14 protein-coding genes are annotated in these 13,160 nt (G+C 69.6%); 3 read left to right on the top strand and 11 right to left on the bottom strand.

The window, feature by feature from the left end:
• Nucleotides 1–132: 132 nt before the first annotated feature.
• From AB0N07_RS31280 to AB0N07_RS31270, 3 genes are all read right to left on the bottom strand, one after another.
• Nucleotides 133–969, bottom strand: a complete 837-nt coding sequence (locus AB0N07_RS31280) for a MetQ/NlpA family ABC transporter substrate-binding protein (protein WP_365840780.1) — start codon at nucleotides 967–969, stop codon at nucleotides 133–135.
• A gap of 65 nt (nucleotides 970–1,034) precedes the next feature.
• Entirely contained in the window at nucleotides 1,035–1,772 is a 738-nt protein-coding gene (locus AB0N07_RS31275) for a methionine ABC transporter permease (RefSeq protein WP_365840778.1), read from the bottom strand.
• Complete coding sequence (locus AB0N07_RS31270) at nucleotides 1,769–2,806, bottom strand: ATP-binding cassette domain-containing protein (protein WP_365840776.1); 1,038 nt, start codon at nucleotides 2,804–2,806, stop codon at nucleotides 1,769–1,771. The genes AB0N07_RS31275 and AB0N07_RS31270 overlap by 4 nt, the downstream gene beginning before the upstream one ends.
• 486 nt (nucleotides 2,807–3,292) lie before the next feature.
• Here AB0N07_RS31270 and AB0N07_RS31265 point away from each other — a divergent pair, with 486 nt between their 5' ends.
• Both AB0N07_RS31265 and AB0N07_RS31260 read left to right on the top strand, forming a co-directional pair.
• Nucleotides 3,293–3,652 carry a hypothetical protein gene (locus AB0N07_RS31265; RefSeq protein WP_115909284.1) on the top strand — a complete coding sequence of 120 codons (360 nt, stop codon included), beginning with the start codon at nucleotides 3,293–3,295 and terminating at the stop codon, nucleotides 3,650–3,652.
• A gap of 1 nt (nucleotide 3,653) precedes the next feature.
• The gene (locus AB0N07_RS31260; RefSeq protein ID WP_365840774.1) at nucleotides 3,654–4,076 is read left to right on the top strand and encodes a hypothetical protein; all 423 of its coding nucleotides are present in this window, start codon (nucleotides 3,654–3,656) and stop codon (nucleotides 4,074–4,076) included.
• Here AB0N07_RS31260 and AB0N07_RS31255 read toward each other — a convergent pair.
• From AB0N07_RS31255 to AB0N07_RS31245, 3 genes are all read right to left on the bottom strand, one after another.
• Nucleotides 4,066–4,563: a GNAT family N-acetyltransferase gene (locus tag AB0N07_RS31255; RefSeq protein ID WP_365840772.1), complete on the bottom strand. Its 498-nt coding sequence runs from the start codon at nucleotides 4,561–4,563 to the stop codon at nucleotides 4,066–4,068. The two genes, AB0N07_RS31260 and AB0N07_RS31255, sit on opposite strands and share 11 nt — an antisense overlap.
• Before the next feature lie 46 nt (nucleotides 4,564–4,609).
• On the bottom strand, nucleotides 4,610–5,116 hold the full coding sequence (locus AB0N07_RS31250) for a sigma-70 family RNA polymerase sigma factor (protein ID WP_365840770.1): 507 nt from the start codon (nucleotides 5,114–5,116) through the stop codon (nucleotides 4,610–4,612).
• Between the two features lie 74 nt (nucleotides 5,117–5,190).
• Nucleotides 5,191–6,354, bottom strand: coding sequence for a glycerophosphodiester phosphodiesterase (locus tag AB0N07_RS31245; protein WP_365840768.1), 1,164 nt, complete (start codon nucleotides 6,352–6,354; stop codon nucleotides 5,191–5,193).
• 361 nt (nucleotides 6,355–6,715) lie between these two features.
• On the opposite strand from AB0N07_RS31245, the gene AB0N07_RS31240 reads away from it, so the two are divergent.
• Nucleotides 6,716–7,387 (top strand): lysophospholipid acyltransferase family protein, encoded by a 672-nt coding sequence (locus AB0N07_RS31240; RefSeq protein WP_115909279.1) that lies wholly within the window; start codon nucleotides 6,716–6,718, stop codon nucleotides 7,385–7,387.
• Nucleotides 7,388–7,443: 56 nt separating this feature from the next.
• Here AB0N07_RS31240 and AB0N07_RS31235 read toward each other — a convergent pair whose 3' ends face one another.
• From AB0N07_RS31235 to argH, 5 genes are all read right to left on the bottom strand, one after another.
• Nucleotides 7,444–8,967, bottom strand: a complete 1,524-nt coding sequence (locus tag AB0N07_RS31235) for an MFS transporter (protein ID WP_365840765.1) — start codon at nucleotides 8,965–8,967, stop codon at nucleotides 7,444–7,446.
• Nucleotides 8,964–9,512 carry a TetR family transcriptional regulator gene (locus AB0N07_RS31230; RefSeq protein ID WP_365840763.1) on the bottom strand — a complete coding sequence of 183 codons (549 nt, stop codon included), beginning with the start codon at nucleotides 9,510–9,512 and terminating at the stop codon, nucleotides 8,964–8,966. Before AB0N07_RS31230 ends, AB0N07_RS31235 begins: the two co-directional genes overlap by 4 nt.
• A gap of 82 nt (nucleotides 9,513–9,594) precedes the next feature.
• The gene (locus AB0N07_RS31225; RefSeq protein WP_365840761.1) at nucleotides 9,595–10,566 is read right to left on the bottom strand and encodes an aldo/keto reductase; all 972 of its coding nucleotides are present in this window, start codon (nucleotides 10,564–10,566) and stop codon (nucleotides 9,595–9,597) included.
• 94 nt (nucleotides 10,567–10,660) lie between these two features.
• Nucleotides 10,661–11,479 (bottom strand): alpha/beta fold hydrolase, encoded by an 819-nt coding sequence (locus AB0N07_RS31220; RefSeq protein ID WP_365840759.1) that lies wholly within the window; start codon nucleotides 11,477–11,479, stop codon nucleotides 10,661–10,663.
• A gap of 195 nt (nucleotides 11,480–11,674) precedes the next feature.
• Entirely contained in the window at nucleotides 11,675–13,105 is a 1,431-nt protein-coding gene (gene argH, locus AB0N07_RS31215) for an argininosuccinate lyase (protein ID WP_365840757.1), read from the bottom strand.
• Nucleotides 13,106–13,160: the final 55 nt, after the last annotated feature.

Genomic DNA, 13,160 nt, shown 5'->3' with positions numbered 1-13,160 from the left:
AAAACCTTCAGTGCCTGCTGAACTGCCCAGCATGCAGCATGGCGGCACGGAACCGCACCACGGGGCCCTCCCGGGTGAGCGAGTGGACCCCGTGCGTGGCGATACGCCGTATACGTGCCGTCAGGAGAAGGTTCAGAAGGACGGGATGACCGAGCCCTGGTACTTGTCCTCGATGAACTTCTTCACCTCGGGGGAGGTGAGCAGCTTGGCGAGCTTCTTCACCCGCGGGTCCTTCTCGTTGCCCTTCTTCACCGCGAGGAAGTTGCCGTAGGGGCTGTTCTTCGCGGACTCCAGGACGAGGGCCTCCTTGGCTGGCTTGATGCCCGCGGAGATGGCGTAGTTGCCGTTGACGACCGCGGCGTCCACGTCGTCCAGGGAGCGCGCGGTCTGGGCCGCCTCGACCTCCTTGAACTTGAGGTTCTTCGGGTTCTTGGCGATGTCCTGCGGGGTCGCTTCGCTGCCGGCGCCGGCCTTGAGCGTGATCAGGCCGTTGGCTGCGAGCAGCTTGAGGGCGCGGGCCTCGTTCACGGCGTCGTTCGGGACGGCGATGGTGGCGCCGCTCTTCAGCGCGTCGGCCTTCTTGACCTTGTGGGAGTAGAGGCCGAGCGGCTCCAGGTGCACGGTGACGACGGGCACGATGTGGGTGCCGCGCTTCTTGTTGAAGTCGTCCAGGTACGGCTGGTTCTGGAAGTAGTTGGCGTCCACCGAGCCGTCCTCGGTCGCGGTGTTCGGGACGATGTAGTCCTGGAACTCCTTGACCTGCAGGTCGAGTCCGGCCTTCTTCGCCAGGTTCTTCTTGACGAAGTTCAGGATCTCGGCGTGCGGGGTCGGGCTCGCGGCGACGATCAGCGGTCCGCTGTAGTCGGAGGAGCTCGACGCGGAGTCGGTGCCCGAGCCGCAGCCGGTGAGCCCGAAGGTGAGGGCTCCGGCGGCGAGGACGGCAGTGGTGAGCTTTGCGGTGTTACGCACGAAAAGTGCCTTTCCTGATGGGTGCAGCGACCCCGCTATGGGTGTGCGGGGAGTCTGTGAGGGGGTTATGCGACCTTGCCGACGTCGGCCGTCGCGGGCTCCTTGGGCCGCAGCAGGCGGAGCCTGGGGGCCGCTCCGGAGTGCCCGCCCCGCCGGTGCAGGGAGCGGGCCGCGTAGTCGCCGGCGAACTGGATGACCGAGATCACGACGGCCAGGATCGCCACGGTGATCCACATGAGTTCGGTCTCGAAGCGCTGGTAGCCGTAGCGGATGGCGATGTCGCCGAGGCCGCCGGCGCCGACCGTGCCGGCCATCGCGGAGTAGCCGATGAGGGCGACGATCGTGGTGGTCGTGCTGGAGATCAGCGAGGGCAGCGACTCGGGGACGAGGACCTTGCGGACGACGGTCCAGGTGTTGCCGCCCATCGACTGCACGGCCTCGACCAGCCCGCCGTCCACTTCGCGGACAGCCGTCTCGACGAGGCGCGCGAAGAACGGGATCGCCCCGATGGCGAGCGGCACGATGGCGGCCTCGCGGCCGATGGTCGTGCCGGTGATCCAGCGGGTGAAGGTCATCAGGGCGACCATGAGGATGATGAACGGCATCGAGCGGGCGACGTTCACGATCTGCCCGATGACCTTGTTGGCGAGGACGTTCTGCAGCAGTCCGCCCCGGTCCGTGAGGACGAGCAGGATGCCGAGCGGGAGTCCGCCGACGACGGCGATCAGCGTGGACCAGCCGACCATGTAGAGGGTGTCCCAACACGCCTGCGACAGCAGCGGCTGCATTTCCGTCCAGGTCACAGCTCGGCACCTTCCTTCAGCAGTACGGGCTCCTGGCCCAACACCTCGATCTGCAGGCCCTGTTCGCGCAGGAAGCCGATCGGCACGACGTTGTCCTCGTAGCGGCCCGGCAGTTCGATGCGCATCCGGCCGACCTGGAGTCCGCCGACGGTGTCGATGGCGGCGCCCAGGATCGAGATGTCGATGTTGTAGGTGCGTGAGAGCTGCGAGATGACGGGCTGGGTGGCGGCCTCGCCCTGGAAGGTGACGTCGACGACGGTGCGGTCGTCGCCGGAGGCCTCGCCGTCCACCGGGAAGAGGGCTGAGGCCAGCTCGGAGCCGGGGGTCGCGAGCAGCTCGCTCACCGTCCCGGACTCGACGATGCGGCCCTTCTCCATCAGGGCGGCCGAGTCGCAGATCGACTTCACGACGTCCATCTCGTGGGTGATGAGCAGGACGGTCAGGCCCAGCTGCCGGTTCAGGTCGCGCAGCAGCTGGAGGACGGAGCGGGTGGTCTCCGGGTCGAGGGCGCTGGTCGCCTCGTCGGAGAGCAGCACCTTCGGGTCGCCGGCCAGGGCGCGGGCGATGCCGACGCGCTGCTTCTGGCCGCCGGAGAGCTGGGCGGGGTAGGCCTTCGCCTTGTCCGCGAGGCCGACCAGGTCGAGCAGCTCGAGTGCCTTGCGGGAGCGCTCCTTGCCGGACCTGCCGAGGATCTCCAGCGGCAGCTCGACATTGTCCTGGACCGTCCGCGTGGACAGCAGGTTGAAGTGCTGGAAGACCATGCCGATACGGCTGCGCGCCTGGCGGAGCTCCTTGCCGGCGCGGGGTCCGCGCCCCGCGAGGGCGGTCAGCTCCTGCCCCGCGACGGTCACCGTCCCGGCGGTGGGCCGTTCCAGCAGGTTGACGCAGCGGATGAGGGAGGACTTGCCGGCGCCGGACTGGCCGATGACGCCGTACACCTCGCCTTCGCGGACGTGCAGGTCTACGCCGTCCAGGGCGGTGACCTCACGGCCGCGTGAGCGGTAGACCTTGGTCAGGCCTGAAGTCGTGATCACTGGGTTTCCGTCACTGTCGAGTACACGGGCGTGGGTGTGCCCTGGTACGGAGGGGGAAGTCATGCGCGGGCAGTTCGGTCACATACGGCAGATGGCGTACGGACATGCCACGGCGGCTCGCTTCGGGGCGCGAGGCTCGGAGTGGTGCAGGGGCCCTCTAGAAGGCGCGCATTCGACACATACAACGAGCACCGGGCGTCATGGTCGCCTCGGTCGCAAGGGTGCGGCAGCTCGTCGTGGTCATGCGATCAGTAAAGCAGACGTACGGTCCTGACAAAGGGCCGCTGTCCGCATGCTGGACAGCGGTGGACAGATCTCGGCCGTGGCCGGAGCGCTCCACTCCCCCGTCGGTGACCAGTGCGAAGAGGACCTTCAGGTCCTTCGCCACCTGGTGTGCGGTGGGTTCGCGGGCCGGTGGGTTGTGGTCAAGGCCACGGTGGTCATCCCGGGCGCGGCAGGTCTTTTGGGCCGTAATAAGGTCGCTCCATGCTTGATGCCCTGACGCTGGTGACCGGTGTCGCCGCGCTGCTGCTCGCCGCCTGGTGCGGGTGGGCCGCCTATCGAGACCAGCCGACGAAGGACTGGCACTTCATCGGCATGGCCGTGGTGTCGCTGCTGGCCGTGGTGCAGCTGGTGATCGGGATCGTGCTGCTGGCGCGGGGCGAGAAGCCGGAGCAGGGCACGACGATCTTCGTGGCGTATCTGCTGGGCGCGTTCGCGTGTGTACCGGCGGCCGGGTTCATGTCCTTGGCGGAGCGCACCCGTTGGGGTTCGGTGACGGTGGCCGCCGGCGGTATCGTCCTGGCCGTTCTCGAAGTGCGGCTCTACGACATCTGGGGAGGCTGAGGTGACCTCGGTGCAGGAGAAGCCCACGAGGACGCGGCTGATCGGCGGGCCGGGCATGCTGCTGGTCTGGTTCTACGGCGTGATGGTCGTCGGCGCCGTGTCGCGGTCCGTCTACCAGATCGCGACCGACTTCGACCGGGCGCCGCTCGCCTACTCGCTGTCCGCCGTCGCGGGAGTCGTCTACGGCTTCATCACGTACTCGCTGGTCCGCGGCGGCGAAACCGCCCGCAAGGCGGCACAGGTGTGCTGCGCCGCCGAACTCGCGGGCGTACTGGTCGTCGGCACCTGGACCCTGGTCGAGCCCTCCGCCTTCCCGGACGCGACGGTCTGGTCGGACTACGGCATGGGGTACGTCTTCATCCCCGTGCTGCTGCCGCTGTCCGCGCTGTACTGGCTGCGCAGGAACCGCGCCGTCACGCAGTAGCCACGTACGCCTCGGCGGGCTTCTCCAGCACGATCATCGGCACCCCGTCGTTGCCCTGTGAGGTGCCCACGGCCTGGTAGCCCACCCGGCGGTACAGCCGCAGGTTGCCCTCGCTGCGGTGGCCGGTGTGGAGGCGGAACACCTTGGCGCCGTGCTGCTCCGCCAGCGCCGACTCGGCCGCGCGCAGCAGCCGCGCGCCGATGCCGTGGCCCTGCAGGCGGGGGTGGACGCAGAGCTTGCCGATGGAGGCGGAGCCGTCCTCGGTGACGCGGCCGCGGACCGAGCCGACGACCTCCTCGCCGAGCCGCGCCACATAGACGCAGTCGGCGGCCACCTCCTGGCGGACCGAGTCCAGGCTCTGGACGAGCGGGTCGATGCGGTAGTTGCCGTACAGCGCCGCCTCGCTCTGGAAGCACAGGTACTGGAGCCTGAAGATCTGCTCTGCATCCTGCTCGGTCGCCACCGAGATGGTCACGCTCATGCCCATGTGCGCACGCCTCCCGCTCACCTGATCGCCACGTTGTCCCTCACTCCTATCCCCGCGGTTCGCGGGCCGCAACCTCCGGCGGGAGCAAACGACGGAGACAACCCAGGCATCTGGAACGTTCCGGGCCGAGACTGCCCTGTGAGATACCCAACTCCCCCGCGATTTCCCGGTATGTCAGGTCCTTCGGGGACAGCAGGGCCTCCATCAGACTGGGGCAGCGGCCGGGCAGTCGGCGGACGGCCTCGCGCAGGGCCCGGCCGCGGGCCGCCGCGAGGGCCAGCTGTTCGGGGTCGCGGTCGATGTCGTCGGCCGGCTCGATGCCGTACGGCCGTTCGTGTCGGGTCGTACGGCGGGTGCGGCGCACCTCGGAGCGGACGGCGCTGCGCAGCCAGCGCTGGGGGTCGGACGGCGGGCCGTCCACCTCCAGGTGTTCCAGGAGGCGGAGCCAGACCGCCTGTTCCAGGTCGCCCGGCTCGGCCCCGGAGGCATGTGCCTCGGCCGAGGCCTCGGCGGTGAGCAGCGGGCGCAGAGCGGCAACCAGGTCGTGCGTCATATGCGGTTCGACGCGGCCGCCCGGGGCCCAGTTGCCCGGACAGCCGACTGTTCACCCCAACCGGGGTCGGGCGCTCAGCCGTTGACGAAGTCCTCGCGGGCCAGCACGGCGGTGTCGGCGTTGTCCGTGAAGACGCCGTCGATGCCGGTGGCGAAGTACGTCCTGAAGGCGCCGAAGGGGTCGCCGTACGCGTCCGCGGCCGTGCCCTTGCGGTACTCCGCCGGCAGGAACGGGTTCTCGTTGCGCATGGTGTACGGGTGCAGGATCAGGCCGACCTTGTGGGCGTCGGAGACGAGGGTGGTCGGCTTGTCGAGGCTGCCGTCCGCCTTCTTGGTGATGATCAGGTCCAGGGTCGGGCCGAGGCCCTGCGCGTAACCGGCTATTTCCCTGAGGCCCTTCGGGGTGATCAGGTCGGCGACGGTGCGCGGGTCGCCCGCCTCGACGAAGTCCCAGGGACGGCTGTTCGCGCTGGACAGGAGCACCACCAGCGGGTTGTCGACCAGCTTGTTCAGGCGCTGGATGCTGCTCGGCTCGAAGGACTGCAGGATGACCGGCGAGTTCCGCCTGTCCTTGCCGTACTTGTGCAGCAGCTTGGCGACCCGCTCCTCCAGGCCGAGGCCCAGCTTGCGGAAGTAGGTGGGGTGCTTGGTCTCGGGGTAGATCCACACCCGCTTGCCCCGCTTGCGGGTCTGCTCGTCCTGCCACTTCAGGACCTCTTCGAAGGTGGGGATCTCCCAGCGGCCGTTGTAGAGGGTGTTGTGCGGGCGGTTGGCCGGAATCCGCTCGATCGCGCGCAGCGTCTTCAGCTCCGCAAGGGTGAAGTCCTCGGTGAACCAGCCGGTGGTGGACACGCCGTCGAGGACCTTGGTGGCCTTGCGGTCGGCGAACTCGGGGTGGTCGGCGACGTTGGTCGTCCCGCCGATCTCCGGCTCGTGGCGGCAGACGAGATGGCCGTCCTTGGTGGGGACCAGGTCGCCGGCCTCGACGATGTCGGCGCCCAGGTCGAGGGCCAGTTCGTAGGAACCGAAGGTGTGCTCGGGCCGGTAGCCGCTGGCCCCGCGGTGGCCGATGATCGCCGGCTTGGGCAGGCTCTTCAGCCCGCCGTGCGCGGAGCCGGCGCCCGCGGCTCTCGCCGTGCCGGACAGGCCGAGTACGGCTCCGCCCGCGCCGAGTACCGCGGCGCCGAGGAGTGCCCGTCGTCCGGTGCCGCCTGTCTGCTCGTTCTCCTGCGTTCCCATGAGCGCCTCCCCTGACGTCGGCTCGATCTGTTCTGTCGGCGCGCCGATCGTAGGGGCGTGGACATGACGCGAGGGAGGCGTCGGCCGGAACATGCGGGTGACTCGGGATGTCGTATGAGTCCTACGGGGGACGAGATCCGACGAGCGGTGAAGAAGCCTGCGTGGCTCGCCCGTTCGGCGGCGAGTCGTCCGTCACATCGTTCCGGCCTGTTACCGGCAGGCAACGTGGCGTCACCGCAGGTAAACCCGCGTCAACAGTGCGTAAGACCTCGGTGAACCCGATGTGCAAGACCCCGGTGACCGCGAGTATCGTCCTCACCTGCACAGACTCATACCGAATCCCTTGACACCGGAGGGCCCGTTGTCCCGCTTCGTGCTCATCAAGGCAGTGCTCGGACCGATCATGCGCCTGATGTTCCGCCCACGGGTGGAGGGCGCGGAGCACATCCCGGGCGACGGTCCGGTCATCCTGGCCGGCAACCACCTGACCTTCATCGACTCGATGATCCTGCCGCTCGTCTGCGACCGCCAGGTGTTCTTCATCGGCAAGGACGAGTACGTCACCGGCAAGAGCCTCAAGGGCCGGCTGATGGCCTGGTTCTTCACCGGCGTCGGCATGATCCCGGTGGACCGCGACGGCGGCCGGGGCGGGGTGGCCGCGCTGATGACCGGGCGCCGCGTGCTGGAGGAGGGCAAGGTCTTCGGGATCTACCCCGAGGGCACGCGGTCGCCCGACGGGCGGCTGTACCGGGGGCGTACCGGCATCGCGCGGCTGACGCTGATGACGGGGGCGCCGGTGGTTCCCTTCGCGATGATCGGGACGGACAAGTTGCAGCCGGGCGGGGCGGGGATGCCGCGGCCGGGCCGCGTCACTGTTCGTTTCGGCGAGGCCATGGAGTTCTCGCGGTACGACGGGATGGACCGGGACCGGTATGTGCTGCGGGCGGTTACCGACTCGGTGATGGCTGAGGTCATGCGGCTGTCGGGCCAGGAATACGTCGACATGTATGCGACCAAGGCCAAGGCTGCGTAAGGGTTCGTTCTCGGGTGCGGGTTAGTGGGGGTTGCCCGCGCAGTTCCCCGCGCCCCTTATGGGGCGCTGTCCAGCCGTTGGCTTCGGAGCATGAACCAGGCTGCAATCGCCGTCGCAAGAAGTACGGCTGCGCCTGCCCCCGCCGCGATTGCGAGGCCGTCGACGAAAGCGCCTCGCGCCGACGAAAGCAGCTCCTGCCCACTCTGGGCCGGCATGCCTCTCGCCGCTTCCACCGCGCCGCCCAGTGACTCGTGCGCCCCTGCGGGAGTTGCCGCCGGAGCGGCGAAACCGCGGTAGATGCCCGTCACGATTGAGCCGAGTACGGCGATTCCCAGGGCCGCGCCGAGTTCGTACGCCGTCTCCGAGACCGCTGACGCCGCGCCCGCCTGCTCCTTCGGTACCGACGAGAGGATGACGTCGGCTGTCACGGTGAAGGAGAAGCCGGCGCCGATGCCCACGACCAGCAGGGCGGCGCCCAGGACGGGATAGCCCGTCGACCGTTCCAGCGTGGTGAGGGCGGCGAGTGCGAGGCCCACCGCTGCCAGGCCGCCCGCAACCACCGCCCGCACCGAGAAGCGACGCGCCGCGCGGCCCGCGATCAGGCCGGCGGCCACCGCGCCCACCGCCGCGGGCAGTTCGGCCAGGCCCGCCTCGAACGGGCGCCTGCCCTGGACGAGTTGCAGGTACTGGGAGAGGAAGAAGACCAGACCGGACAGGCCGAGGATGGTCAGCAGGTCGGCCAGGACGGCGGCGCTGAAGCCGCGGTTGCGGAACAGGCGCATGTCCAGCAGCGGGACGGGGAGCGTGAGCTGGCGGCGGATGAACCGGTACAGCGCCGTCGCGCCCAGTGCGCCTGCGGCGAGCGTGGGCCACTCGAAGCCGTGGGTCGCGGCCTCCTTGACCGCGTAGACCACGCCGATCACACCGACGAGTGAGAGGGCGACGCTGGTCAGGTCCCACGGGCCCGGGTTCGGGTTGCGGGACTCGGGCAGGGTGCGGATGCCGACGAGGACCAGGACCGCCATCACGGGGAGGTTGATCAGGAAGACCGAGCCCCACCAGAAGTGTTCGAGCAGGAAGCCGCCCGCGATCGGGCCGACGGCCGTGCCCGCGGAGGCCGTGGCGCCCCAGATGCCCACGGCGAGGCTGCGTTCGCGCGGGTCGTGGAAGAGGTTGCGGATCAGGGCGAGGGTGGCGGGCATGAGGGTGGCGCCCGCGACGCCGAGCAGGGCGCGGGCCAGGATCATCAACTCCGGTGTCGACGCGTAGGCGTTGAGGACGGATATCGCGCCGAACGCCGTGGCGCCGCCGAGCAGGATCCGCTTGCGGCCGATGCGGTCGCCGAGGCCGCCCATCGACACCAGCAGGCCCGCGATGACGAAGGAGTAGACGTCTCCGATCCACAGGAGCTGGGTGCCGGAGGGCTTGAGGTCCTCGCTGATGTAGGGGGTCGCGAGACCGAGGACGGTCGCGTCGACGGCCACCAGCAGCACGGCGAGCACCAGGACGGACAGCGCGAGCCAGCGGCCCGGGCGCTGCACCGCCTCGGTCGTGGTCGCCGGCTGCAGGGTGCTGGTCATGGTTCCTCTCTCCGTAGCGCGCCACCGAGCAGCAGCTCGGCGACCATGTGGGTGAAGTCCTTGGGGGCGACGCGGCCGTCGTGCATGGCCCAGGCGCACGAGGCGATCAGGCCGTAGAGCGCCTCCGTGAGCCAGACGGGGGTGAGATCGATACGGAACTCGCCCGCTTGCTGTCCGCGGACGAACAGCGCGCCGATGCGGGCGTCGAGCCGCTGCCAGCCCGCGTCCTGGCAGGCTTCCCAGAGCTGGCTCTCGCCGTACAGGAAGGCGAGCAGTCCGGCGGCGGGCTGGATCTCGTTCACCAGCCTGCGCACGGCCTCGCTCGCGGTTCCCTCGTCCAGCCGGGCGGCGTCCAGGGCCGCCTCGCACTCCGCGATGCCGAGCGCCTCGAGCGCCCGTACCAGTGCGTCACGGCCCGCGAAGTGGCGGTGCAGCGTGGCGCGGCTGATCCCGGCGGCCTTGGCGACCTCGTCCATGGTCGCGGTGGATTTGCGGGTCAGCAGGGCTGCGGCGGTGCGCAGTACGTGGTCACGGTCGACGGCCATGAGACGACCATAGCGCATGTGAGACATTGATGTCTCATCATGGCCGTGTGCGTCTCACAGGAGTGAGGGGTTCTGGTGGATTTCAGTGCCAGGGCAGCTGTCCGCGCTGCTCCCAGTAGGCCTGCGGCTTCTCCACCAGTTCGGCGAGGCGGGCCAGCTGGTCCTCGTCCAGGTCCACGACCGCCGCGTGCAGGTTGGAGGCGAGCTGGGTGGCGGTCGCCGCGCCGGAGAGCACGACTCCGGCCCAGGGCTGGCGCAGGATCACGGCGAGAGCCACCGCGTCGCAGCCCAGAGACGTTTCTGCAGCTACGGCCTTCAGGGCATCGGGGGCATACGGGTCCGCGAGGCGGCCATTGGCCATGCCCTCCTTGACGATCACCGTGAGCCCGGTGTCGTGCGCCTCGGCGAGGGCGGGGCCGGCCGAGGTCTCCAGGACGTTGTACGTCGACTGGACGGTACGGAAGAGGGGCTCGCCGTCGACCGTCACGGCGAGCGCGGCACGGATGGCGTCGGCCTGCGCCGGGCCGCTGGTGGAGAAGCCGATGGTGGTGCCCTGAGCGGCTGCCTCCGCCAGCTCGGCGTGGAGTTCCTTGTCGGTGAGGGCCGGGCTGTCCGGGGTCACCGAGTGGATCTGGTAGAGGTCCAGGCGGTCGCCGAGCAGTTCGGCGCTCTCGGCGCGCTGGCGCTCGTAGGTCTCAAGGCTGTGGTCCTTGACCTCGTGCGTCTCGGCGTCCGCCGACCAGCCGGCGGTGTAGGTGTAGCCCCACTTGCTGCCCACGACGATGTCGTCGAAGGAAGGGCGGGCGTTCAGCCAGTCGGCGAGGAACTCCTCGGAGCGGCCGTAGGAGCGGGCCACGTCGAAGTAGCGGACACCCTGGGCGTAGGCGGCGTCGAGGAGTTCGTGGGTGCGCAGGCGCAGGGCGTCGACGGTGCGCTCGGCCGGGAGGTCGTCCTCCCGGCCGAGATTGATGTAGCCCGGACGGCCGACTGCGGCGAGACCCAGTCCGATGTGCGCGGTGGGCGTGGTCGCGTGGGCCAGGCGGCTGAAGGGCATGGTGGCTCCCTGCACGATCGGTGGAGGAGATCCCGCGCCAGCAGGGGGATCCCGCACCAATCTACCCAGCCTCGTGCGGTTCAGCCCGCCCTGGTCAGACGCAGCGCGGTACGAAGGCGGGGTCGGCCGGCCCCTTGCGTTCCAGGGCGTTGAGGACCCACTGCTCGACCAGCGGCGACTTGGGTGCCTGGTCGTGCTCGGTGGTGTCGAGCGGGCAGCGGTCCTGGAGGAGGACGTCGGTCACATACGAGTCCGGGCCCTTGAGGAAGGCGCTGGTGTACGGCACCACGACCTCGTCGTACTTGGTGGCGATCGCCGTGTAGTCGGGGCCCACCGGGGTCTCGGGGTCCGAGTTGAGTTTCTGCAGGAAGTCCGAACCGGCGGTCTGGTCGGCGCAGGAGTCGCAGACGGTGGCGCCGGCCGCGAGTGCAAGGGGGTTGGTGGTGCCGTGGTTGGACGGGACGATGCCGACGAGGTCGTCGACCTTGGTCGCGCCGCCGAGGAACTTCACGTAGTAGCGGGGCATCATGCCGCCCTGGCTGTGCCCGACGATGTCCACCTTCTTGGCGCCGGTGGCGCCGAGCACGGCGTTCACGAAGTCCCGCAGTTCAGCCGCCGAGTCCGGGATCGGGGCTGTCTCCAGGCCGCCGTAGTCGAAGGAGAAGACGCAGTAGCCGGCGTTCGCCAGCGCGGGCGAGAGGGTCAGCCAGTTCTCGTACGAGGTCTTGAAGGTGCCGTTCACCAGGACCACCGGCTGCGGGTGGGCCGAGTCCGGTTTGCAGGACCAGTCGTTGGCGCCGGGCGGCGGTGTGTCGGCGGCCCCCGCGGGGGCGGTGAGCCCGAAGGCGCACAAGGCGGCTATGGCGGTGACGGCGAGAAGGCGGGCGGTTCGTCTGGTACCTCTGGCGCGCATGACGTCCCTTTCATGCTCGGCTGCGATCGACCGGTGTTCGGCATTGTCGACCGGGTAGCCGGAATGGTTGCCTCCGACTAGAGCCGCGTCAAGGTTTGAGCCAGTGGCCGAATCTCATCTGTTACCTGGCGGTCCGGGCAGCACGAAGGGCCCGGACGCGCTGTCCGGGCCCTGCTGTGCGCTGCGGTGCGGCCGTCAGGCCTGCTTGGCCGTGGCCCATGCGTGTTGTGCGGCCACGTCCGCCTTGACCTCGGCGAGCTGGACGGCGACCGCGCCGGGCGCCGTACCGCCGCGGCCGTTGCGGGAGGCCAGGGCGCCCGGCACGTTCAGGACCGTGCGCACCTCGGGGGTCAGATGGGCGGAGATCTTGGCGAACTGCTCGTCCGTCAGCTCGTCCAGTTCCTTGCCCTCGGCCTCGGCGGCCTTGACGCACTCGCCGGCGACCTCGTGCGCCACACGGAACGGGACGCCCTTCTTGACCAGCCACTCGGCGATGTCGGTGGCCAGGGAGAAGCCGGCCGGGGCCAGCTCCTCCATGCGCTCACGGTGCACGGTGAGCGTCGCCATCATGCCGGTGAAGGCCGGGAGCAGCAGCTCCAGCTGGTCGACGGAGTCGAAGACCGGCTCCTTGTCCTCCTGCAGATCGCGGTTGTACGCGAGCGGGAGGGCCTTGAGCGTCGCCATCAGGCCGGTCAGGTTGCCGATCAGACGGCCGGACTTGCCGCGGGCCAGCTCGGCGATGTCCGGGTTCTTCTTCTGCGGCATGATCGACGAGCCCGTGGAGAAGGCGTCGTGCAGGGTCACGAAGGAGAACTCCTTCGTGTTCCAGAGGATGATCTCCTCGGCGATCCGGGAGATGTTGACGCCGATCATCGCGGTGATGAAGACGAACTCGGCGACGTAGTCTCGGGAGGCCGTGCCGTCGATGGAGTTGCCGACGCTGCCGTGCTCGAAGCCGAGGTCCTTGGCGACCGCCTCCGGGTCCAGACCGAGGGAGGAGCCGGCGAGGGCGCCCGAGCCGTACGGCGAGACCGCCGTGCGCTCGTCCCACTGGCGCATGCGCTCCGCGTCCCGGGACAGGGCTTGGGCGTGGGCCAGGACGTGGTGGGCGAAGAGGACCGGCTGGGCGTGCTGGAGGTGGGTGCGACCGGGCATCGCCACGTTGGGATGCGCCTCGGCCAGGCCGATCAGGGCGTCCTGGAGGTCGGCGATCAGGCCGGCGATGGTGCGGGCGTGGTCCCGGAGGTACATCCGGAAGAGGGTCGTCACCTGGTCGTTGCGGGAGCGGCCCGCGCGGAGCTTGCCACCGAGGTCGGGGCCGAGGCGCTCCAGGAGACCCCGCTCCAGCGCGGTGTGGCAGTCCTCGTCGGCGATCGTGCCCACGAAGGAGCCGTCGGCCACGTCCGCCTCGAGCTGGTCCAGCCCGGCGATCATGCGGGTCAGCTCGTCGTCCGTGAGCAGCCCCGCCTTGTGCAGCACGCGCGCGTGGGCGCGCGAACCGGCGATGTCGTAGGGCGCCAGCCGCCAGTCGAAGTGGACGGAGGCGGACAGCTTCGCCAGGGCCTCGGAGGGACCGTCGGCGAAACGGGCGCCCCAGAGCCGTACGTCACCGCTGTTGCTGCTCACTTGCGTTGCTCCTAGGGAGGATTGGTCGGTATTGCGCACAGTCTCGCTCTCGCTC

The organism is Streptomyces sp. NPDC051172, from assembly GCF_040682555.1.
Taxonomy (GTDB): domain Bacteria; phylum Actinomycetota; class Actinomycetes; order Streptomycetales; family Streptomycetaceae; genus Streptomyces.
The sequence above is the reverse complement of the archived record's forward strand: the minus strand, read 5'-3'. Positions and strand labels throughout refer to the sequence as shown.